Below are 20,070 nucleotides of genomic sequence, written 5' to 3' on the forward strand. Positions count from 1 at the left end.
AGCGCTTCACTCGTCGGCCTCGGATCCCTCCGCGCCGCCGAGTTCGGACAGTTCGGTTTCCAATTCCTCGGAGTCTTCGAGGAGCAACCCCGTCCCGCCCGCGGCGATCATACCGACGCCGATCGCACGGAGCTGCCGGAGGTACGCCGGCTTCGCTTCGAGTTCCGACGCGTTGTCGAAGTTCTTCCCGATCATCTTTTTGCTGAGCCTGACGCTCGCCCGCGGGAAGAGCGCGGTGACGACCCCTTGGACGAGTATCATTGCGGACCCGAATAGACGGCCTTTCTCACAGCCTTTCATACACGGTAGTACGTCTCGCCGCCGGATAACTATTGCCCCTAACACGCAATACCACCCCGTCAGTTTTCTTCAGATGCGCATTTCCAGCAACTTCCTCCGTATATATTGTGGACTATTTACAACACTATGTTTATCCGTAGGGCGCCTGTATACGACCTATGATGAGAGACGCTGAGGCGGCGGACCGATGTTGTGGAACCGCCGTCGCTGCGACCGCGAAGCAGCGCCCGACAGACTCGCCGCTCGGAGCCGACACCCCGTCGCGCGTCGGGCCGTCCCCGGACGGGAGGTCGGCATGACCGCACGGAATCCGATAGCCGCTCGGACGCTCGCCGTCCGCGGGGCCGGGACGTTCCTGATCGGGGTCGCCGTCAATCTCGCTCTCGGGTGGATCGCGTTGACCGGGGGTCTCGTGGCGTCGACGGAGTTCTTCCGGTACCCCCCGATCGTCGTCTGGACGCTGTTGGGAACGATCGGTGCGGCCGTTATCTACGGGGCGCTCACGCGTTTCTCCGCGACGCCGGACCGGACGTTCGTCCGCGTCGCCGTCGCCGCGCTCGTCTTGTCGTTCGTCCCCGATGTCGGCCTGCTCGTCGCCGTCGAGGGCGTGACGACGAGCGAGGCCGTCGCGCTGATGGCGCTTCACGTCCCGCCGGCGATCACCGCGATGATCGCGCTCCCGAACACTCCGTTCGGGCGTTAGCCAGCTTCCGGAGTTTACACCTTCGCGAGGCCGGCCGAACCCGCACTCCTCAGTCGTCGGCGGTCGCCTCGGGTCGGTACGCCTCGCTAATCTTCTTCCACTTCCCCGACCGGAACCGGAGGTAGTTGATCGCGGCGGGGATCGTCGTCTCGGCCATGAACGCGAAGTAGAGTCCCCACAGCCCGATCGCCGGGAGCGCCACCTCGGGGACCGTGAGGCCGACGAGCGGGAGGTCGATCGCGGGTGTCGCGTCGTGTGCGCCGACGTACGCGAGCGGGATCGACACGCAGAACATCCCGAGGAACTGGCTCGCGAAGGGGATCTTCGTGTCGCCGGCGGCGTCGAGGGGGCCGGCCGCCCCGCCGGAGACGCCTTGGAAGATCACCGCGGCGCAGGCCGCGTACACGAGGTTGACGGCGATCGGTATCTCCGGGCTGTCGGGCGACTCGGCGAACAGCGAGACGATGTCGGTGGCGAAGACGGCGATCAGCACCGCGGAGACGGCGTACGTCGCCACCGAGAAGCGGATGATGTCGCGGGCGTACGCCTCCGCTTCGTCCGGGCGCTCGACGCCGAGCTCCTGCCCGACGAGGCTGGAGGAGGCGAGGCCGAACCCCCAGCCGGGCGTGTTCATGATCCCCCAGATGCGGCGGGCGATGACGAACGCGGCCACGGTGTTTTCCCCGAACACGTCGAGGATGGCGAGCATCGGGAACTCGGCGGCCGTCCACACGAGGTTGCGCGCCCCGACCGGGACGCCGATCTCGACGAGGTCGCGGAGCATGCCGGGGTTCAGGTACGAGCCGGTCGGGTCGATCGCGACCGGGAACTCGCCGATGAGGGGGGCGCTCCCGCGCACGAGGCCGACGGTGAAGCCGCCGACCGCGAGCACGTTCGAGAGGACGGTGCCGACCGCGGCCCCCTCGACGCCCCAGCCGAACCCGAAGATGAACAGCGCGCTGAGGGCGATGTTCGCGACCGCGCCGCCGGCCCGGACCTGCATCGCGGTGTAGGCGTCGTCGCAGCCGACGAGGATGCGGCTCCCGACGAGGTTGAGCGCGGCGAACGGGACGCCGAGGCCGACGACGCGGAGGTAGTCCGCGCCGTAGGCGATCGCCGCCTCGTTGCTGCTCAACACGTCGATGAGCGCGGGGGCGAACAGCCAGAACGCCGCGCTGACCGGCAGCGTGATCGCCACCGCGAGGAGGACGCTGGAGCGCACCGCGTCCCCCAGTTCGCCGAACGCCTCGGCGCTGTACCGCTGGGAGACCAAGGCGATCGTGCCGCCGGCGACGCCGCCGCCGAACGCGAACGCGAGCCCCCAGTAGGGCCCCGCGAAGCCGACGCCGGCGACGGCGCTCGTGCCGACCGCGACGCCGACCATCGCGACGTCGACCGCGTTCTTCGACATCCGGGCGATCCCGGTGACGATCCGGGGCCACGCGAGGTCGGTGGTCCGCACCACCCGGTGACGGTCGATCAGCCCGGCCCTCGCGAGGGCGAAGCCGATGTAGAGGATCAGCGCGCGGAAGGGGTTCGGCAGCCGAGAGATCAGCTCGCGGAGGGAGTTCGGAAGGCGAGACACGGCAGATGCCCGCCTTTTCCGCTGGCGGCTAAAGGAGTTTCGTCACGCGGCAGGCGGTTCCGGATCGAGCGGGGGTCGCGGGCCGAGCCGTCGCCCGATCAGGCGCCCGAGACGAGGTAGACGGCCGCGGCGGCGAAGACGATCCCGAGCCCCTTCCGAGCCGTGAACGACTCGCCGAGGAAGAGGAAGCCGATCACCGACGAGAAGACGAGGAACATCGCGAAGATGGGCGTCACGACGCTCACCGGACCCGCGGAGAGCGAACGGTACAGTGCGAGGATCCCGATACCGAGGAACACGCCCGCGGCGAGCACGTGCGCCAGCTTCGGCGAGGCGAGGTGGCCGGTGAACTCCTGTCCGGTGTACGCGATCACGCCGAGCGCCATGGCGACGAGCAGCGTGTTCGAGACGACGACGGCGACGTCGCTCGGGATCGCGTTCGGACCGGTCGTGGCGACGCGCATCAGCGGCGAGACGAGCGCGTACGCACCCATGGCGAGCAGCGCGTACGGGAGGTAGGTCGTGGCCGTAGCGTCCATACCACGGGGTCACCGCCCGGAGGCAAGTGCCTATCGACCCGCGTTCGGCGGCGGCCCCAGCGGGGCCGACTCGTCGGCCGACCGCGAGTCGTCGGGAACGTCGCCTTCCCGGTCGGCGTCCGAACCGCCCCGGTCGTGAACCGGGACGCAGACCGTCACCGCCGTCCCCCTCGGCTCGCGCTCCGCGAACGATATCCGGCCGCCGAGGTGGTCGACGCCCCACTTGACGATCCACAGGCCGATCCCGCTCCCGTGGCGCAGCGGCGTCTCGGTGCCGCGGTCCAACACGTCGTACTCCGCGGGGTCGATGCCGGGACCGTCGTCCGCGACGGTGACCTCGACCCAGCCGTCCTCGACGAGGGCGTCGATCCGGGCCCACGGCTCGTCCGCGTCGTTGTGTCGGACCGCGTTCGAACAGAGGTTCTCCAAGACGACCCGCAGCACCACCGACACCGAGACGGACGGCACCGTTCCGACCTCGATCCGCGCGTCGGGATCGATCTCCCGCGCGTCGGCGACGGCCTCGTCGACCACGTCCGGCAGCGGCGCCGACCCGGACTCCTCGGTCGGGGCGAACAGCTCGCCGGCGGTCCGGGTGCGCTCGCTGCGTTCGAGCATCCGCCCGGCGCTCTCCTCGATGACCGAGAGCGCGCGTTCGTCCGTCGGGTCGGTCCGGAGCCGCGCGGCGTACCCCTGAATGAGGTTGGTCTCCGTCCGCACGTCGTGACGGAACACGCGGTTGAGCACGTTGAGCCGCTGCTGTTGGCCGAGGTACGCGCCGACGTCGTGGAAGGGTATCACTCGGGCGGTGGTGCGGTCGTGGTCGTCGGTCACGTCCCTGACAGTCGCCTCGTACGGTCGCCGCCCGTCGCGGCCGACGATCGGGACCGCTCGCGGCGCGTCACCCTCGGCGCCGTCTGGCTCGCTGACCGTCTCGTACTTCGGGACGACCGCGTCGGCGGGCTCGCCGATCGCCGCGCGCCGGTCGACGCCGAACGTCTCGGCCGCGCTTTCGTTCAGGTCGACGACGAGCCCCTCGGTGCCGACGACGAAGACGGGGTCGTGGAGCTGCTCGAAGACGAGCTGTGGCGCGCGCGGCGGCGCGGCGCGGGCGCGAGCGTCAGCAGTCGGAACCGCGACAGCGCGAGGAGGTATGCCACCCCCGAGACCACGAACACCAGCGGGGTCGGATCGAGCCCCGGGATCGGAATCGCGCCGGAGAGGTAGGCGACGCTCCCGGCCCACGGCGCCGCGGTCCCGACGAGCAGCGCCGCGCTCTGCCCGCGGAACGGGCGCGCGTCGTCGCGGATCAGCTGGATAAGTGGGACCGAACCGACGGCGCCGAGGAGGTAGGTGTACCCCGCGATGACGTAGTACAGCGGACCGGGGACGACGTCGAGGAACGTTCCGACCGCGGTCTCGCGCACGAATCGACCGACCGTGAGGAGGTTCCCCGGGTCGTCCGCGGCGGCGACCGCGACGGTGGCGACGGGCACGACCGACACCAGCGCAACGGAGAACGGCGTCACGTAGCGGTCGTAGCCGGTGTACGCCAGCGCGAAGAAGAGCCAGCCGACCGGGATGGCCACGACGCCGACCCACTGGACGTCGTACCACAGCGCCTTCGCCGGCAGCGTGGTCGCCTCCAGTTCGAAGACGAGGAACGTCGCCCACCAGACCTGCCCGGCGAGCAACACCGCGAGCCACGTCGCGCCCGGCTCCGGTCGCTCCCGCCACGCGAGGATCGCCGCCGCCAGACCGACCGTCACGGCGACGAGGAGAGCGACGGAGAGCGGGCTCAACGCGGCCATGCCGTTTTTTACACAGATCGGATTTATAACTCATCGGGTCTGTTCACCTAATTGAAAATTCCGGCGTCACCCGGCCGAACCTACCGGTGGGCGCCGCCTCACCCGCCGAGCGCGAGGAGCGCGACGCCGGCGACGAACGCGCGGTGAACAGCGCGCCCGCGTCGAACGCGGCGACCCGTCCGAGGGACCCCGCGGCGGGGGTGGTTGCGCGCGGACGAGACTGCGCTGCCGTGCCGTCTGGCGTCGACGGCCTGATCGGTTCGTTTGCCATGGAGACGTCCGCCGCAGGTCGGCGACGGACGTGCGTCGTGGGGTATCGATCTACACTTACCCACGCCGTGAGGCGTTAACAAAACGCGAGCGCTCGCGGTATCAGCGGGCTCGGTCGAACGACGCGGGCACCTTCGGGGTTCAGTACGCTTTTGACACGAGCGGCCGATAACTCGCGTATGGACGGAACCTTCGATCACGTGATGATCCGCGTCGAGGACTTAGAGGAGAGCCTCGACTGGTACCAGACCCACCTGAACTACGAGGAGAAGGGCCGCTGGGAGGCCGACACCTTCACCAACGTCTTCCTCGGTCCCGAGGACGTTCACGAGGACGGCGCGCTCCTCGAACTCACGTACAACCACGACGGCCGGAGCTACGAGCTCGGCGACGCGTGGGGTCACATCGCGGTTCGCGTCCCCGAGGACGCGCTCCAGGAGTCGTACGACCAGCTGATGTCGGAGGGCGTCGACGACTACCGCGACCCCGAGTCCTGCGGGAACCGCTACGCGTTCGTGAAGGACCCGGACGGCCACGAGATCGAGATCGTCAAGCGCGACCACGGCGCGAAGTGGAGCATCGACCACACGATGGTCCGCGTCGAGGACGCCGACGAGGCGCTCGGCTACTGGACCCGCAAGTTCGAGTACACCGAGTACCCCGGCCGCTGGGAGGCCGACACCTTCTCGAACTACTTCGTGGCGCCCGAGGACGCACCGGAGGAGGCGATGAAGCTCGAACTCACCTACAACTACGACGGCCGGGAGTACACGATGGGCGACGCGTGGGGCCACGTCGCGGTCCGCGTCGACGACCTCGACGACGCGTGGGACGCGCTGATGACCCGCGAGGCCCCTGACTACCGCGACCCCGCCTCCTGTGACCACAACTACGCGTTCACGAAGGACCAGGACGGCCACGAGGTCGAACTGGTCACGCGGGACTGAGTCCGCCGCCGTCCGACTCCGTTTCTCCTCCGCGGTCGCCGTCAGTCTGCCGACTCGACCCCGGTGATATCGAAGCGCGCCCCCCCGGCCTCGCTCTCGACGGCCCGCACCGACCAGCCGTGCGCGTCGGCCACCTGCTCGACGATCCGCAACCCGAATCCGGTCCCCGACTGCGATGTGGAGTAGCCGGCGTCGAACACCGTCCCGCGCAGGTCCGGGTCGATCCCCGGGCCGTCGTCGGCCACGTAGAAACCGTCCGGCAGCGATCCGACCGTGACGGTCAGGTCCTCGCCGCCGTGTTCTATCGCGTTCCGGATCAGGTTCTCTAACAGCTGTTTGAGTCGCCCCTCGTCCGCGACCACCGTCCCCTCGACTTCGGTGCGCAGCGTCGCGTCGCTGGTGTCGACGGTCCGCCAGCAGGCGCCGACGACCCGTGCGATGTCGACCGGCTCGGCGTCGGTCACGGGGTCGCCCTCGCGCGCGAGCGTGAGGAGGTCGTCGATCAGCGCGGTCATCCGGTCGTGGGCGCGCTCGACCGCCGCCAGGTGTTCGCTGTCACACTCCTCGCGAGCGAGTTCGGTCCGGCCCCGCGCGACTTCGAGCGGGTTCCGGAGGTCGTGTGACACGACGCCGGCGAACTCCTCTAGTCGGTCGTTCTGCCGCTCCAACTCCGCAGTCCGATCCGCGAGGCGACGGGTGCGCGCCTCGGCCTGGAACGCCGTCTCGGCCGCGGTCGCCAGGATTCCGGCGAGGTACTCGTCGACGCTGCCGAGCATGCCCGGCTCCGTCTCGCCGATCGATATCGTCCCGAACTCGCCGATCGGAACGATGAGCAGGCTCCGGAGCGGCGTGTCGACGTCGAGCGCGTCGGTCGTCCGGATGTCGTCGAACTTCCGGAGCTCGCCCGCCTCGAACGCCGCCCAGTTGAGGCTCCCGCCGTCCGGCGTGAACGTCTCCCGCTCGGGCAACACCTCCGTCGCGCGGTCGGAGACGGCGACCGGGACCAGCCCGCCGGCCGCCTCGTCGTAGAGCCGGACGGTAACGATCGAGAACTCCAGGACGTCGGTGGCGGCCGCGACGGCCTGCTCGGCGATCGCTTCCCGCGACTCCGCGCGGACGAGCGTCCGCGTGGCGCCGTGGAGCCGCTCGACGCGGCTCTCGCGCTCGATCCGGTCGAGCGCCGCTTCGAGGTGGTCGGTGAGGATCTCCGCCACGAGGACGTCGGTGTCGGTGAACTCGTGCGGGTCCGGGGAGGAGACGACGAACAGCCCGTGGTCGCCGATCGGGCCCAACACGAGGCTCTCCGCCGGCGAGGGCTCGTCCAACCGATCGGACGACGAGAGCTCGTCGATGACGACCGACCCCTCGCCGCGGAAGGCGCCCCACGCCAGCGCCGCGCGCGATCCTGCCGGCGCGTCGCGGTCGTACGACGGCTGCTCCTCGAACAGCATCGGCACAGAGTCGCCGAGCGCGGCCGGCTGGAGGCTCTCGCCGTCCTCCGAGAGCAGGTGGATCCCGCTCAACCCGGCGTCGATCAGGTCGTCGACCGCCTCGACCGCCAGCTCGGCCGCCTCGTCGGTGGTTCGCGTGTAGTTGAGCTCCCGCGTCCACTCCCGGAGGCTCGCGAGCGTCCGCTCGCGCTCCTTCCGCTCGGAGATGTCGCGCGTGGTGACGACGTACCCCTCGATGCCGTCCGTCTCGATCCGGTCGCTGCCGACGGACTCGAGCCAGCGGTAGCCGCCGTCGGTCGTTCGGAACCGGTACTCGGCGGTCGGGGGGTCCCCGTCGCCCTCGAGCGCGCCGAGCGCCTCACTCACGGCATCTCGATCCTCCGGGTGGATGTACTCCAGCGCCCGCTCGCCGAGGAGGTCCGACGGCGCGTAGCCGATCACGCTTTCGCACGACGGACTCAGGTACCGGAATCGCCAGTCGCTCGACAGCACCGTGACCACGTCGCCGGCGTGTTCGATGAACGCCCGGTGTCGCTCGCGCTCGCTGTCGTCGCGGACCACGCCGACGAACCGCCGCTCGCCGTCCGCGGTGAACTCACCGTACGAGATGGAGACGGGGACCTCGTGGCCGTCGCGGTGGAGCGCGTTGAACCGGACGTCTGACCAGTCGACGCTCCGCTCGCCGTCGGCGAGATACCGATCGACCGCCTCGAGGTGGTCGTCGCGGTGTCGTTCCGGTATCAGCGTCGTGAGCGGTTCACCCTCCAGATCGGCCGGTTCGTACCCGAACATCGGCTCGACGGCGGCGTTCGCGAACCGGATCACGCCGTCGGTGTCGACCGACAGGATCGCGTCCGACGCCCCTTTTGCGACCGCGCGGAACTGTCCGACGGCCTGCTCGGCCTCCCGCTCGGCCCGCCGCTGCTCGACGGCCTCGACGATCCGGTCCGCCAGCCGCTCGCACTGCTCCGTGTCGCCGGACTTCCGCATGTAGTCGGTGACGCCCGCGGATATCGCCTCGCTCGCGACCGCCTCGCTCCCCCCTCCGGTGAACAGGATGAAGGGAAGGTCCGGGTCGCGCTCACGGACCTCGTCGAGGAGATCGAGGCCGTCTCGACCGGACAACTCGTAGTCGGAGACGATACACTCCACGTCGCGCTCCGACAGCGTCTCGAGTCCGGCGGCCGCGTCGGGCGCCGTCTCGACCGCGATCCGGTCTCGCTCCTCCCGTAAGAACGACGCGACGACCGCACGCAGGTCCAGGTCGTCGTCGACGAGCAGGACCGGGATGCGGTCGGTCATACACTCGGATTACTTACCATTCGGGTATAACGGTTTTGCCCCGCAGGCGTCGAGCGGTCGGCTCCGTCCGAGCGGTCAGCGGTCGCCGGCCGCGATCGCCCGGGGCTCCCGAACCGGTCCGTCAGCCCGCCGCTCGCGGCTCACTCGTCTTCGGCCGGGGTCTCACCGGCGGCCGGACGGAAGGCGACCAGCCGCTCGCCGTCGGTGGCCCGCTCGCCGATATCGACCGTCACCGCGTCGCCGATCGCGACCGCCGGGGCGGCGTCGTCTCCGTCTCGCTCCGCGTCGCCGTCGCGGACCACGCCGGTGAGCCGCGTCGGGCCGAAGTCGACCACCGCGGTCGCGTACGGCGCGTCGTCGGCGAAGCGCGGCGAGGGGACGTGGACGACGCTGTACGTCTCGACGGTCCCCGTCTCGTCGAGGGGCTCCCGCGAGAGTTCGGGGGAGCCGCACTCGGGACACACCCGCCGCGGGGGAAGGGAACCGTGCCCCTCCGGGCAGACGACCGCGAACCCGTCCCCGTCTGCGAGCGCGTCGAGCCACTCGGCGTACTCTCGGTCCGTCGGCGACGAGGCGTCCGCCGCGTCCGCGCCGTCGTCGCTCATTCCGCCACCTCCAGCACGTGGACGACCGCGCTCGCGACGGTCCCGCCCGCATTGTGCGCGACGCCGACCTCGGCGTCCGGAACGTGGTCGCTGTTGGGGTGGTCGCCCCGCAGTAGGCGGGTCAGCTCCGCGATCTGCGAGCCGCCGGTCGCGCCGACCGGGTGGCCCTTCGCCTTCAGGCCGCCGGAGAGGTTCACCGGGAGGTCGCCGTCGGCGGTCGTGACGCCCTCTCGGGCCGCCGCGATCCCCTCACCCGGCTCGAACAGTCCGAGCGACTCCAGCGCCAGCACTTCGGCGATGGTGAAGCAGTCGTGGACCTCCGCGACGTCGACCGTGTCGGCACCGATGTCGGCGTCGGCGTAGGCCGCGTCGGCCGCGTCGTCCGCGGCGGGCGTCCGCGCGAGGCTGTCGCGGTCGCCGAGCGCCATCCGGTCGGTCCCCTGTCCGGTCCCCGTCACCGCGACCGGCGCGTCGAGGTCCCGGTCGGCCGCGTACTCCTCGGAGACGAGCACGAGCGCGCTCGCGCCGTCGGTGATCGGACAGGCGTCGTACAGGTGGAGCGGCTCCGCGACCGGCGGGGCGTCCATCGCCTCGTCGACGGACACCTCCTTCCGGTACTGGGCGTACTCGTTCGGCACCGCGTTGGCGTGGTTCTTCGACGCGACGTGCGCGAGGTCCTCGCGGGTCCCGCCGTAGGCGTCGAAGTACGCGTTCGCCATGAGCGCGTACGCGCCGGGGAACGTCACGCCCGACCGGACCTCGAATAGGTCGTCGGCGGCGATGGCGAGCCCCTCCGTCACCTCGTCGGTCGGGAGGTTCGTCATCCGTTCCATTCCGCCCGCGAGGACCACGTCGACGTCGCCGGCCGCCACCGTCCGGACCGCCTCGCGGACCGCGACCCCGGCCGACGCGCAGGCCGACTCGTAGCGCGTCGCCGGGCAGCGGACCCCGGCGGCCTCGGCCATCAGCGGCGCTTGGTGGCCCTGGTGCTCGGCGAGCGAGCCCATGAAGTTCCCGTAGTTCAGCTCCTCGACGTCGGACCGAGCCACTGCGGCGTCCTCGAACGCCCGGAGCGCGGCCTCCGCGAACAGATCGCGGCCGGTCCGTTCAGGGTGGCTGCCGAAGGGTGTGAGCCCGACACCGGCGACGCGTACCTCAGACATACACGAACGATGATCGGGGATGCGGTTTAGCTCTGCCGGAAGCGGGAGTCCCGGTCGGCGGACGGCGGAGCAGCGCGTGGGCGAGGAAGAGAAAAATTGCCGGACTGCGTCGAGGGTCTGCCCGCGCTCAGCCGATGTACCGGAGGTCGTCGTCCGGCACCGCCGGCCCCTCCTGCATCTCGCGGATCTTGCCGACGACCTCCTCCATCTCCTCGGCGCGGTCCTCGAGGCTCTCGTAGTCGACGCGCAGATCGAGGACGGCTTCGAGGACCTCCAGCACGGCCCGCGCGCTCTTCGGGTCGACGAGGTAGCCGCTCGTCTCGCCCATCAGGCACGTGGCGTCGAAGCCGCGGCGACCGCCGAGCCCCAGCACGAGGCCGGAGACGCCGACGATGCCGCCGGCCGGTTCGTCCGCGCGGAACTCGACGCCCGCGTCCTCCAGGTCGGCGGTGAGGTCGCCGTCGGAGACCGCGCCGAGGACGGTGTACTCCTCGACGAGTTCGCCGGTCGGGACGCCCCCGAGGGCGAACGCGCGCTCGGCGCCGAACTCCGCGGCGACGTCGAGGAACGTCGAGGTGAGCCGGTAGTGGCCCGCGTTCGACCCGGCTTGGTGGTCGCCGGTCAGCACGAGCAGGTCGGCGCCGTCCGTCTCGACGGCGTGGAACTCCGCGCAGGTCAGCTCCGCGACCCCCTCGTCGTCGACGCTCACCTGCGGGGGGAACTCCGTGGCGTACACCCGGCGGACCAACTCCCCGTCGAACTCCTCTAAGATGTGTTCGGCCGCCAGCTTCCCCACGTGGCCGACGCCCGGCAGCCCCTCGATCAACACCGGGTCGTCCAGCTCCGGCGTCGCGACCTCGTCGATCTCGATGTCCTCCATGTCCCGTCCGTCCGGGCGGCGGTCACAAGAGCGTGGCTATTCGCGCGTCGGTACCGTCCTCGCGACCGACCGAGGGGTCACTCCGTCCGTCGTCGCGCCCGCCGCCGGTACTCGCCGTACGGGTCCTCCGGCCCGAACGGGGCCGGCGCGCTGTTCTCGGTGGGACCGTCGCACTCCGGGCAGCGGTCGCCGAGCGCGTACACCGGTCGGTCGTGGACGCGCTCCCAGTTCGCGCAGACGCGGATATCTGATTTCACGGATAGAAGGGTCGTGTTACGGGAAAACGGTCGTGTCCTCGGCCGATCGGCGCTACTCGTCGTCTTCGCGGCGCTCGCGGTGGAACTCGCCGGCGCCGCCGGCGGCCTCGATCGACTCGCGGGCGCGCTCGGCGGCGGCCTCGAGCTGCGACTCCGCCGTCTTGTAGTTCGGCGCGCGGACCTTGATCCGGTACTCTGGTGAGCCGACGTAGCCGACGTCGAGGTCGACACCGTCCGGGATCTCGCCGTTCCCCTCAGCCGCCGCGAGGGCGTCGCGCACGTCGTCGACGCCGTCGGGGGCCGCGGACTCGAGGTCGACGTACCCGGTCACGTCGACGTACGGGACGGAGACGTTGTTGCGGGCGGCCGTGACGATCGCGTCGACGGTGTCGCCGTCGACGTCGACGTCGTCGAGCGCCTCGTCGCCGCTGATCGCGGCCGCCTCGAAGGCGTCGTAGAGGCTCTCGTACTCCGCGAGGAGGGCGTTCGCGACCGTCGTGTAGCGGTCGTCGTCGACGTCCTCGCCGAGCGCGATCAGCATCCAGTTGTCGGCCTTCTGGGCGTTCTTCCAGTCTTGGATCGTCTCCTTGCGCTGGTGTTCGTTGACGTCTTTGATCGAGAGGTCGATCTGGTTCGACGACTCGTCGATCTCCAACACCTTCGCCACGACCGTCTGTCCCTCGCGGACGTGGTCGCGGACGTTCTTGATCCAGCCGGAGGCGACCTCGCTGATGTGGCAGAGGCCGCGCTTGTCCTCGTACTCGTCGAGGTCGACGAACACGCCGAAGTCGGCTATCTCGTCGACTTCGCCAACCACTAGTTCGCCGGGGTCGGGCCAGCCGCTGTACTTCATGACGGAGATGCGAGGCGGTTACCGCGCCTCAACGGTTTCGACGATCTCGCCGTGAAGCTCGGCCTCACCGCCGGTCGGGGTCGCGAGGGTCGTGCCGCAGACCGCACACGACACCGTGGAGGAGGCCTTGCCGAAGACGACCTGTTCGTTCTCGCAGTCGCCGCAGGCGACGCGGTGGAAGTCTCCCGCCATGCTTACTCCTGGAACGTGAGACGGCCGGCGCGCCATCCCTCGCGCATGTGAGCCTTCCCGCAGTCGCCGCAGCGGTACTTCAGGTGGGTCTTCTTCGTCGGCTTGTCGCCACCGGGCACCTTCGAGTACCCGCCGGCGTTGCCGATGGTCGCGAGCGCGCGGCGTCGCTGCCGAGCGTCGCGTTTCATTCCGGTCGCGCGACCCGATCGAACCTTCTCCACCTCGTGCTCGTGGTGGGAGTCACAGTGGGGGCAGTACGTGTTGAAGCGGCGTGGCATTTCCATGGATATCGACCTTGAAACGCGGTTCGTCGCCGACGCTTAAAACGGGTTTGGTCTGGGGCGCCGGCGAGACGCCGCCCCTGACCGAGCGTTCGATGCGCCGCTCAGTCCGCCCACTCTGCCACCGCGCGCACCGGCGACCCGTCGGCGCCGCGAAGGCGGAGCGGGAAGGCGTACAGCCGAAACCGCGACGGGAGGCCGTCGAGCGCGCGGAGGTTCTCGACGATCGGGAGCGAGTCGCCCAAGAGCGCGTCGTGAGCGGGGGTCCCGTCCGGCTCGTTCCGTTCGGACGACCGCGCGTCGGCCGCGCCGCTCGCCGCCGGCGTCGGATCCGGTCCGAAGGTGTCGAGGCCGACCCCGACGCCCGCGGCCCGACAGCGCTCGACGGCCGCCGCAGTGAGGTACGGGTGGTCGCGGTACCGGTCGCTCCCCCAGTGAGACGCCCAGCCGGTGCGGAGGACGAGGAGGTCGACGCCGGGGTCGAGGTCGCTCGGCTCGGGCAGCACCTCGGGCGGAATCGCCGCTCGCGGTTGCAGCGGTCGAAGGTCGACGAGGCGCGCGTCGAAGGCGAACCGACCGACCGGCTGGTCGTCGATCGCCTCCCCCTCGGGGAGCGTGTGACGAGGCGCGTCGACGTGGGTTCCCGCGTGGGTGCCGGTCCGGAGTTCGCTCGTCGCGTACCCGTCGGCCTCGTGGGTCGCGTCGGGCGCGAGCGTCACGTCGGGGTCGCCCGGGTACGTCGGCATCCCCGTCTCGGTCGGTCGCGAGAGGTCGCGGAACACGGTCGGCGGTCGGACCGCGGCGCGGTTAAGTCGGTCGCCGTCAGTGCCCCCGACACGACGGGGTCGGCCCGCCGTCGTCCGCGGGGTTCCGCGGCCCGAACGTATTTCCTGCGCCCGCCGCTGGGTGGTTCCATGTCGGAACTGCCGCTCGACGCCTACTACGACCTGACCCAGATCGGCGAGGTCGCCGTCTCACCGGCGGGCGACCGCGTCGCCTTCACCGCGACCGAGTACGACCAGGCCGCCGACGAGGCGGTCTCCTCGCTGTTCGTCGTCCCGACCGACGGCTCCCGCGAGCCCCACCGCCTGACGAGCGCGTCGGGCGCCGCCTCGCCGACGTGGGGACCCGACGGCGACCGCCTCGCGTTCGTGGCCGCCCGCGATCGCGACGCCGAGAAGCGGGTCGGCTGGCGGGACCGCGACGATGAGGACGCGGGCGACGCGGAGGGCGACGCGAGCGAGGACGACGCGGACGACGAATCGGCCGACGGTGAGGGCGAGGACCACCTCGGCGGCGACGACGGGCCCAAGCCGCAGGTGTGGATCTTCGACCTCGCCCTCGGCGGCGACGCGCGACAGGTGACCGAGCGCGACGAGGGCGTCGCCGGGTTCGACTGGTCGCCCGACGGCGACCGAGTGGTGATCGAGTCGCGCGACCCGACCGACGAGGAGTCCGAGTACCTCGACCAGGTCCGCGAGGAGGGCGGCCCGATCGAGACGACCCGCCTTCAGCACAAGGTGAACGGCGCCGGGTGGACCGACGACGTGACGCGGTACCTCTTCGTCGTCGACCTCGACGACCCCGAGACCGACCCCCGGCGGCTCGACGACGCGCACGGCGGCGGCGCGTTCGAGGACGTCGCCGGCATGGACCCGACGTGGGGGCCGGGCGACCGGATCGCGTTCACCTCCTGTCGGCTCGACCGCCCCGACGACACCACCGTCCGCGATCTCTACGCGGTGTCGGCCGACGGGGGCGACGCGGAGCGGCTCACGGGCGGCGACCTCGCCCACGGCGCGCCCGCGTGGCACCCGGACGGCGACCGGATCGCGACGACCGCGAGCGACCCGGACGACCCGCCCGCGCCGGCGGTGGTGTACCTCGTCGACGCCGCCGAGCGGGAAGGCGACGACCCGGATGCCGACGACCGCGACGCCCCGACCTCGGTCACTGCCGCTCTCGACCGGACGATCGCCCGCGGCGGCGGGGTCGAGTGGGTCGACGGGTCGATCTACACCCGGATCGCCGACGAGAGCCACACCCGGTTGGTCCGTGTCGAGACCGACGGCAGCGCGGAGCGCGTCTTCGAGGCGCAGGGCCGCGACCGGGCCATGGTCGGGTTCGACGTCGCCGACTACGGGGCGACCGCGGTGACGGTCCTTTCTGAGCCGGAGTCCGGGACCGACCTGTACGCGGTCGACGTCACCGACCTCGACGCGGCCGCCGAACCCGACTCCCTTCGCCGCCTCACGAGCGTCAACGAGTCGCTGACCGACGAGTTCCCGATGCCGGAGGCCCGCCGCGTCGAGTGGGAGTCTGACGGCTGGACGCTCGACGGCGTGCTCTACCACGGCCCCGACGTGGATCCGGACGACGGCGACCACCCGCTGGTGGTGGCGATCCACGGCGGCCCGATGTCGTACGACGAGCCGGTGTTCAGCTTCGGCCACGCCGCCCTGACGAGCCGAGGGTACCTCGTGTTCCGGCCGAACTACCGCGGCGGTACCTCCCGCGGCCGGGAGTTCACCGCGGAACTGAGCGGAAAGTGGGGCACCGCAGAGGTCGACGACATCGCGGCGGGCGTCGAGTCGCTCGCGGACCGCGGGTGGGTCGACCCGGACCGCGTGTTCGGCCACGGCTTCTCGTACGGCGGCATCGCGCAGGGGTTCCTCGTCACGCAGGAGCCGGACCTGTTCACCGCCGCGGCGCCGGAGCACGGCATCTACGACCTCCGTTCGGCGTTCGGCACGGACGACACCCACGTCTGGCTGGAGGCGGAGTTCGGGCTCCCGTGGGAGGACCCCGAGGCGTACGCGTCGTCGACGGCAATGTTGGACGCCGGGAACATCGAGACCCCGCTGCTCGTGATGGCCGGCGGCGAGGACTGGCGGTGTCCGCCCTCCCAGTCGGAGCAGCTGTACGTCGCCGCCCGCAAGCAGGGGGTCGACGCGGAGCTGGTCGTCTACCCCGACGAGCATCACAACATCGGTGACCCGGACCGCGCGATCCACCGGCTAGAGAAGATTCTCGGCTGGTACGAGACGCACGACTCGGCGATCGAGGCGGCGGACTGAATCGCGGCGGCTCCCTCCGGCGGAACCGCTCTTAGTGTTCGACGAACTCGACGAGGACGCCGCCGGTGGACCGCGGGTGGCAGAACGCGACCTCGTGGCCCCACGCCCCCGGGCGCGGTTCCTCGTCGACGAGGTCGATACCGAGGTCGCGCGCGTGGCCGAGCGCCGCCGGCAGGTCGTCGACCGCGAGCCCGACGTGGTGAACTCCCGGCCCCTCGCGGTCGAGATACTCCGCGATCGTCCCGCCAGCGTCCGGTTCGAGCAGCTCGAAGTACCCACCGCCGTCAAGTTCGAGAAAGACGATCCGCATGTCGTCGAACGTCTCCTCGTGGGCGACCGGGGCGTCGAGCAGGCCGCCGAACAGGTCGGCTAAGTCGGTCGCGTCGCGGGTCGCGACGCCGACGTGGTCGAAGCGCATACGGTTCAGTTCCGGCGGCGTCGACTTATAATGACCGCGCGGTTCCCGGTCGCCCTGCCCCTATCCCAAGGTTTGGGTGCGTCCCTGCCGTACCCCGCATCATCACCCAGCCGTGAGCGACTCAGAGACAGGCGGCTCGACGGAGCAGATGACCTCGCGGAACATCCTCGGGTCGCTGCTCAAAAGCGGGCTCCACGAGATGAACCGCGAACGGTCCGGGCTCCTCCTCTCGGGACTGTCCGCCGGGCTCGACATCGGGTTCGGACCGCTGATGATGGCAGTCGTGTTGACGCTTTCTCCGGGGACCTTCGGCGATCTGACGACGGAGCTCCTGTTGGCGTCAGTCTACTCCGTCGGCTTCATGTTCGTGATACTAGGGCGCTCGGAGCTCTTCACCGAACACACGACGCTGGCGGTCATCCCGGTGATCGATCGGCAGGCCTCGGTCCGCCAGCTTGGCCGGCTCTGGGGACTGGTGTACGCGGGGAACATCGTCGGCGGGCTGCTGTTCACGCTGCTCGTGACGCTGCTGATGCCGGAACTCGGCGTCGTCGACCCGACTTCCTTCGAGACGATCGCGTTGAAGCTGGTCGACCACGACCTCCCGTGGCTGTTCGTCGGCGGCGTCTTCGCCGGGTGGCTCATGGGGCTGCTGGCGTGGCTCGTCGCGGCGGCGCAGGACACGACCGCTCGGATCCTCCTCGTGTTGATAGTCACCGGAACGATCGGTCTGCTCCACCTCCCGCACTCGATCGCGGGCAACGTCGAGGTACTGTTCGGGCTGATCGTCTCCTCGGCGATCACTCCGATGGACTACGTCGCGTTCCTCGCGCTGGCGACGGTCGGGAACGCCGTCGGCGGCGCGGTGTTCGTCGCGCTGCTGAAGTACGGTCACGTCGTCCGCGGCGCGGACTGAAAACGCCCGGACAGGGGCGACCGCGGATCGTCTCCGACCTCACCGCCCCGGCTTGTACTCCCCGAACTCGTCGCGGAGCACGTCCGATATCTCCTGGACCGTCGCGTACGCCTTCACGGCGTCGACGACGTGCGGCATCACGTTCTCCGTCCCCTGTGCGGCCTCGCGCAGTCCGGCGAGCGCCTCGTCGACCGCGTCGTCGTCGCGCTCGTCTTTGACCCCCTTCAGGCGGTCCCGCTGGTTCTGCTCCTGATCGGGGTCGACCTCTTCTAAGTCCATCTCGGGCTCCTCGTCGACCTCGAACTCGTTGACGCCGACGATGATCCGTTCGCCCTCCTCGATCTCCTGCTGGCGCTCGAAGGCCACGTCCTGAATCTGGCGCTGGACCCAGCCGCTCTCGACGGCCTCCAGCATGCCGCCGCGTCGGTCGACCTCCTCGAGGATCTCGAACGCCTCCTCCTCGATCCCGTCGGTGAGGTCCTCGACGTAGTACGAGCCGGCGAGCGGGTCGATCGTGTCGGCGGCGCCCGACTCGTGCGCGAGGATCTGCTGGGTGCGGAGCGCGGTGCGGACGGACTTCTCCGTCGGCAGCGCGAGCGCCTCGTCCTTCCCGTTCGTGTGGAGGCTCTGGGTGCCGCCGAGGACCGCGGCCAGCGCCTGATAGGAGACGCGGACGACGTTGTTCTCGATCTGCTGGGCGGTGAGCGTCGAGCCGCCGGTCTGGGTGTGGAACTTCAGCTGCTTCGACTTGGGGTTCTCCGCGCCGAACCGCTCGTCCATGATCTTCGCCCACATCCGGCGGGCGGCGCGGAACTTCGCGGCCTCCTCGAAGATGTTGTTGTGGGCGTTGAAGAAGAAGGAGAGCTGCGGGGCGAACTCGTCGACGTCGAGCCCGGCGTCGAGGGCCGCCTCGACGTACTCGATCCCGTCGCCGAGGGTGAAGGCGATCTCTTGGGCCGCGGTCGACCCCGCCTCGCGGATGTGGTACCCCGAGATGGATATCGTGTTGAACTTCGGGGTCTCCGCCGCGCAGAACTCGAAGATGTCCGTGATCAGCCGCATCGACTCCTTCGGCGGGTAGATGTAGAGGTTCCGCGCGATGTACTCCTTCATGATGTCGTTCTGGATCGTCCCGCGGAGCTGCTCGCGCGGGACGCCCTGCTTGTCCCCCATCGCGACGTACATTGCGAGCAGCACCGCGGCGGGCGCGTTGATCGTCATCGACGTGGACACCTCGTCGAGGGGGATCGAGTCGAAGACGGTCTCGAAGTCGTCGAGGGTGTCGATGGCGACGCCGGAGCGCCCGACCTCCCCCTCGGCCATCGCGGCGTCGGAGTCGTACCCCATCTGCGTCGGGAGGTCGAACGCCATCGACAGCCCCGACGAGCCCTCGTCGATGAGGTAGCGGAACCGCTCGTTCGTCTCCGCCGCGGTGCCCATCCCGGCGTACTGGCGCATCGTCCAGAGCCGCCCGCGGTGCATCGTCGAGTAGACGCCGCGGGTGTACGGCTCCTCTCCGGGGTAACCGAGGTCCTCGCGGTAGTCCAGGTCGACGTCCGCCGGCGTGTACAGCGGATCGACCTCCTGCCCGCCGGTGTCGGTGGTGAACGTCTCCTCGCGCTCGCCGAACCGGTCGACCGTCTCGCCGTAGGTGCCCGCCTCCCACGACTCCTTGCCCTCCCGGATCTCGGCGAGTTCCTCAGGGTCGTACATTACTAAATCGGTCGACCGAACGGGACTTAACAGTTTTCAGGGACGGGCGGGCGCGGGCCGCGCGACCGGCGGCGCCACGGCACCCCGTCCTCGCGGGGGCGATTTAAGTATCCCGCGTTCGACACGGCCGCATGGACGTACTCACGGACCCCGCGCGCCGCTTCCTCGCCGCGACCGCGCCGGACCACACCGCGGTCCAAGCGGAGATGGCCGACCTCGCCGACGAGTGGGGGTTCCCGATCATCGGTCCCGAGGCGGGGGCGGTCCTCCGGCTGCTCGCGCGGCTGACGGACGCCGACCGCGTCTTCGAGTTCGGCTCCGGCTTCGGCTACTCGGCAACGTGGTTCCTCCGCGGCGGCGCCGAGAGCGTGGTCTGTACCGAGTTCGACGCCGACGAGACCGAGCGCGGCGTCGCGTTCGCCGCCGACCACGGCTACGCCGACGGCGTCACCTTCGAGGTCGGCGACGCGATGGAGACGGTCGACCGCTACGACGGGCCCTTCGACGTGGTCCTCATCGACCACCAGAAGGGCCGGTACGCCGACGCCTACCGGACCGTCCTGCCGAAAGTCCGGTCCGGGGGCGTGATCGTCGCCGACAACATCGCCCGGGGGCCCATCGACTTCGAGACCCTCGTCGCACACTTCGAGGCGGGCGAGCCGCTGCCGGACGACGCCGTCGACGGAGCGACGCGCGGCATCGGCGAGTACGTGGGGACCGTCCGCTCCGACGACGCGGTGGAGACGGCGATCCTCCCCGTCGGCTCCGGAATCGCCGTTTCGACGGTCGTTCGATGAGATCGAACGG

The 20,070-nt window shown here is 70.3% G+C and carries 19 protein-coding genes and 1 pseudogene; 5 read left to right on the top strand and 15 right to left on the bottom strand.

Annotation, left to right across the window (positions count from 1 at the left end; genetic code table 11):
* Positions 1 to 6: 6 nt before the first annotated feature.
* On the bottom strand, positions 7 to 300 hold the full coding sequence (locus Z052_RS08180; RefSeq protein ID WP_049929637.1) for a hypothetical protein: 294 nt from the start codon (positions 298 to 300) through the stop codon (positions 7 to 9).
* A gap of 295 nt (positions 301 to 595) precedes the next feature.
* On the opposite strand from Z052_RS08180, the gene Z052_RS08185 reads away from it, so the two are divergent.
* Entirely contained in the window at positions 596 to 1,003 is a 408-nt protein-coding gene (locus Z052_RS08185; protein ID WP_129452380.1) for a DUF6069 family protein, read from the top strand.
* A 49-nt stretch (positions 1,004 to 1,052) separates the two neighbouring features.
* Here the strand turns inward: Z052_RS08185 and Z052_RS08190 are convergent, their stop codons facing one another.
* From Z052_RS08190 to Z052_RS08200, 3 genes and pseudogenes are all read right to left on the bottom strand, one after another.
* Complete coding sequence (locus Z052_RS08190) at positions 1,053 to 2,588, bottom strand: MATE family efflux transporter (RefSeq protein ID WP_049929635.1); 1,536 nt, start codon at positions 2,586 to 2,588, stop codon at positions 1,053 to 1,055.
* 98 nt (positions 2,589 to 2,686) lie between these two features.
* Positions 2,687 to 3,127 (bottom strand): EamA family transporter, encoded by a 441-nt coding sequence (locus Z052_RS08195; RefSeq protein WP_049929634.1) that lies wholly within the window; start codon positions 3,125 to 3,127, stop codon positions 2,687 to 2,689.
* Between the two features lie 30 nt (positions 3,128 to 3,157).
* Positions 3,158 to 4,938: pseudogene (locus Z052_RS08200) on the bottom strand (histidine kinase N-terminal 7TM domain-containing protein).
* A 449-nt stretch (positions 4,939 to 5,387) separates the two neighbouring features.
* Here Z052_RS08200 and Z052_RS08210 point away from each other — a divergent pair.
* Positions 5,388 to 6,155, top strand: a complete 768-nt coding sequence (locus Z052_RS08210; protein ID WP_049929632.1) for a VOC family protein — start codon at positions 5,388 to 5,390, stop codon at positions 6,153 to 6,155.
* Positions 6,156 to 6,196: 41 nt separating this feature from the next.
* On the opposite strand, the gene Z052_RS08215 is transcribed toward Z052_RS08210, so the two are convergent.
* The 9 genes from Z052_RS08215 to Z052_RS08255 form a co-directional block, all read right to left on the bottom strand.
* Positions 6,197 to 8,908 (bottom strand): PAS domain S-box protein, encoded by a 2,712-nt coding sequence (locus Z052_RS08215; protein WP_049929631.1) that lies wholly within the window; start codon positions 8,906 to 8,908, stop codon positions 6,197 to 6,199.
* 140 nt (positions 8,909 to 9,048) lie between these two features.
* Entirely contained in the window at positions 9,049 to 9,513 is a 465-nt protein-coding gene (locus Z052_RS08220) for a Zn-ribbon domain-containing OB-fold protein (RefSeq protein WP_049929630.1), read from the bottom strand.
* Positions 9,510 to 10,676: a thiolase domain-containing protein gene (locus Z052_RS08225; protein WP_094521162.1), complete on the bottom strand. Its 1,167-nt coding sequence runs from the start codon at positions 10,674 to 10,676 to the stop codon at positions 9,510 to 9,512. Before Z052_RS08225 ends, Z052_RS08220 begins: the two co-directional genes overlap by 4 nt.
* 127 nt (positions 10,677 to 10,803) lie before the next feature.
* Complete coding sequence (locus Z052_RS08230; RefSeq protein WP_049929628.1) at positions 10,804 to 11,556, bottom strand: proteasome assembly chaperone family protein; 753 nt, start codon at positions 11,554 to 11,556, stop codon at positions 10,804 to 10,806.
* Between the two features lie 77 nt (positions 11,557 to 11,633).
* Positions 11,634 to 11,813, bottom strand: a complete 180-nt coding sequence (locus Z052_RS08235) for an RNA-protein complex protein Nop10 (RefSeq protein ID WP_049929627.1) — start codon at positions 11,811 to 11,813, stop codon at positions 11,634 to 11,636.
* Positions 11,814 to 11,865: 52 nt separating this feature from the next.
* Positions 11,866 to 12,666: a translation initiation factor IF-2 subunit alpha gene (locus Z052_RS08240; protein WP_099288961.1), complete on the bottom strand. Its 801-nt coding sequence runs from the start codon at positions 12,664 to 12,666 to the stop codon at positions 11,866 to 11,868.
* An 18-nt stretch (positions 12,667 to 12,684) separates the two neighbouring features.
* On the bottom strand, positions 12,685 to 12,858 hold the full coding sequence (locus tag Z052_RS08245) for a 30S ribosomal protein S27e (RefSeq protein ID WP_004595868.1): 174 nt from the start codon (positions 12,856 to 12,858) through the stop codon (positions 12,685 to 12,687).
* 2 nt (positions 12,859 to 12,860) lie between these two features.
* Positions 12,861 to 13,142: a 50S ribosomal protein L44e gene (locus tag Z052_RS08250; protein ID WP_004595867.1), complete on the bottom strand. Its 282-nt coding sequence runs from the start codon at positions 13,140 to 13,142 to the stop codon at positions 12,861 to 12,863.
* Positions 13,143 to 13,243: 101 nt separating this feature from the next.
* Positions 13,244 to 13,921, bottom strand: coding sequence for a cyclase family protein (locus Z052_RS08255; protein WP_080508532.1), 678 nt, complete (start codon positions 13,919 to 13,921; stop codon positions 13,244 to 13,246).
* Between the two features lie 132 nt (positions 13,922 to 14,053).
* On the opposite strand from Z052_RS08255, the gene Z052_RS08260 reads away from it, so the two are divergent.
* Complete coding sequence (locus Z052_RS08260; protein ID WP_099288962.1) at positions 14,054 to 16,216, top strand: S9 family peptidase; 2,163 nt, start codon at positions 14,054 to 14,056, stop codon at positions 16,214 to 16,216.
* A 31-nt stretch (positions 16,217 to 16,247) separates the two neighbouring features.
* Here Z052_RS08260 and mce read toward each other — a convergent pair whose 3' ends face one another.
* The gene (gene mce / locus Z052_RS08265; protein WP_094519800.1) at positions 16,248 to 16,634 is read right to left on the bottom strand and encodes a methylmalonyl-CoA epimerase; all 387 of its coding nucleotides are present in this window, start codon (positions 16,632 to 16,634) and stop codon (positions 16,248 to 16,250) included.
* Positions 16,635 to 16,746: 112 nt separating this feature from the next.
* Between mce and Z052_RS08270 the strand changes: the two genes are divergently transcribed.
* Entirely contained in the window at positions 16,747 to 17,550 is an 804-nt protein-coding gene (locus tag Z052_RS08270) for a formate/nitrite transporter family protein (protein ID WP_049929623.1), read from the top strand.
* Positions 17,551 to 17,589: 39 nt separating this feature from the next.
* Here Z052_RS08270 and Z052_RS08275 read toward each other — a convergent pair whose 3' ends face one another.
* A complete protein-coding gene (locus tag Z052_RS08275; protein WP_049929622.1) occupies positions 17,590 to 19,263 on the bottom strand; it encodes a methylmalonyl-CoA mutase in 1,674 nt (557 codons plus the stop codon).
* Between the two features lie 131 nt (positions 19,264 to 19,394).
* Between Z052_RS08275 and Z052_RS08280 the strand changes: the two genes are divergently transcribed.
* Positions 19,395 to 20,060 (top strand): O-methyltransferase, encoded by a 666-nt coding sequence (locus Z052_RS08280; RefSeq protein WP_094519799.1) that lies wholly within the window; start codon positions 19,395 to 19,397, stop codon positions 20,058 to 20,060.
* Positions 20,061 to 20,070: the final 10 nt, after the last annotated feature.

It is taken from the genome of Halorubrum sp. C191 (assembly GCF_002727095.1).
GTDB lineage: Archaea > Halobacteriota > Halobacteria > Halobacteriales > Haloferacaceae > Halorubrum > Halorubrum ezzemoulense.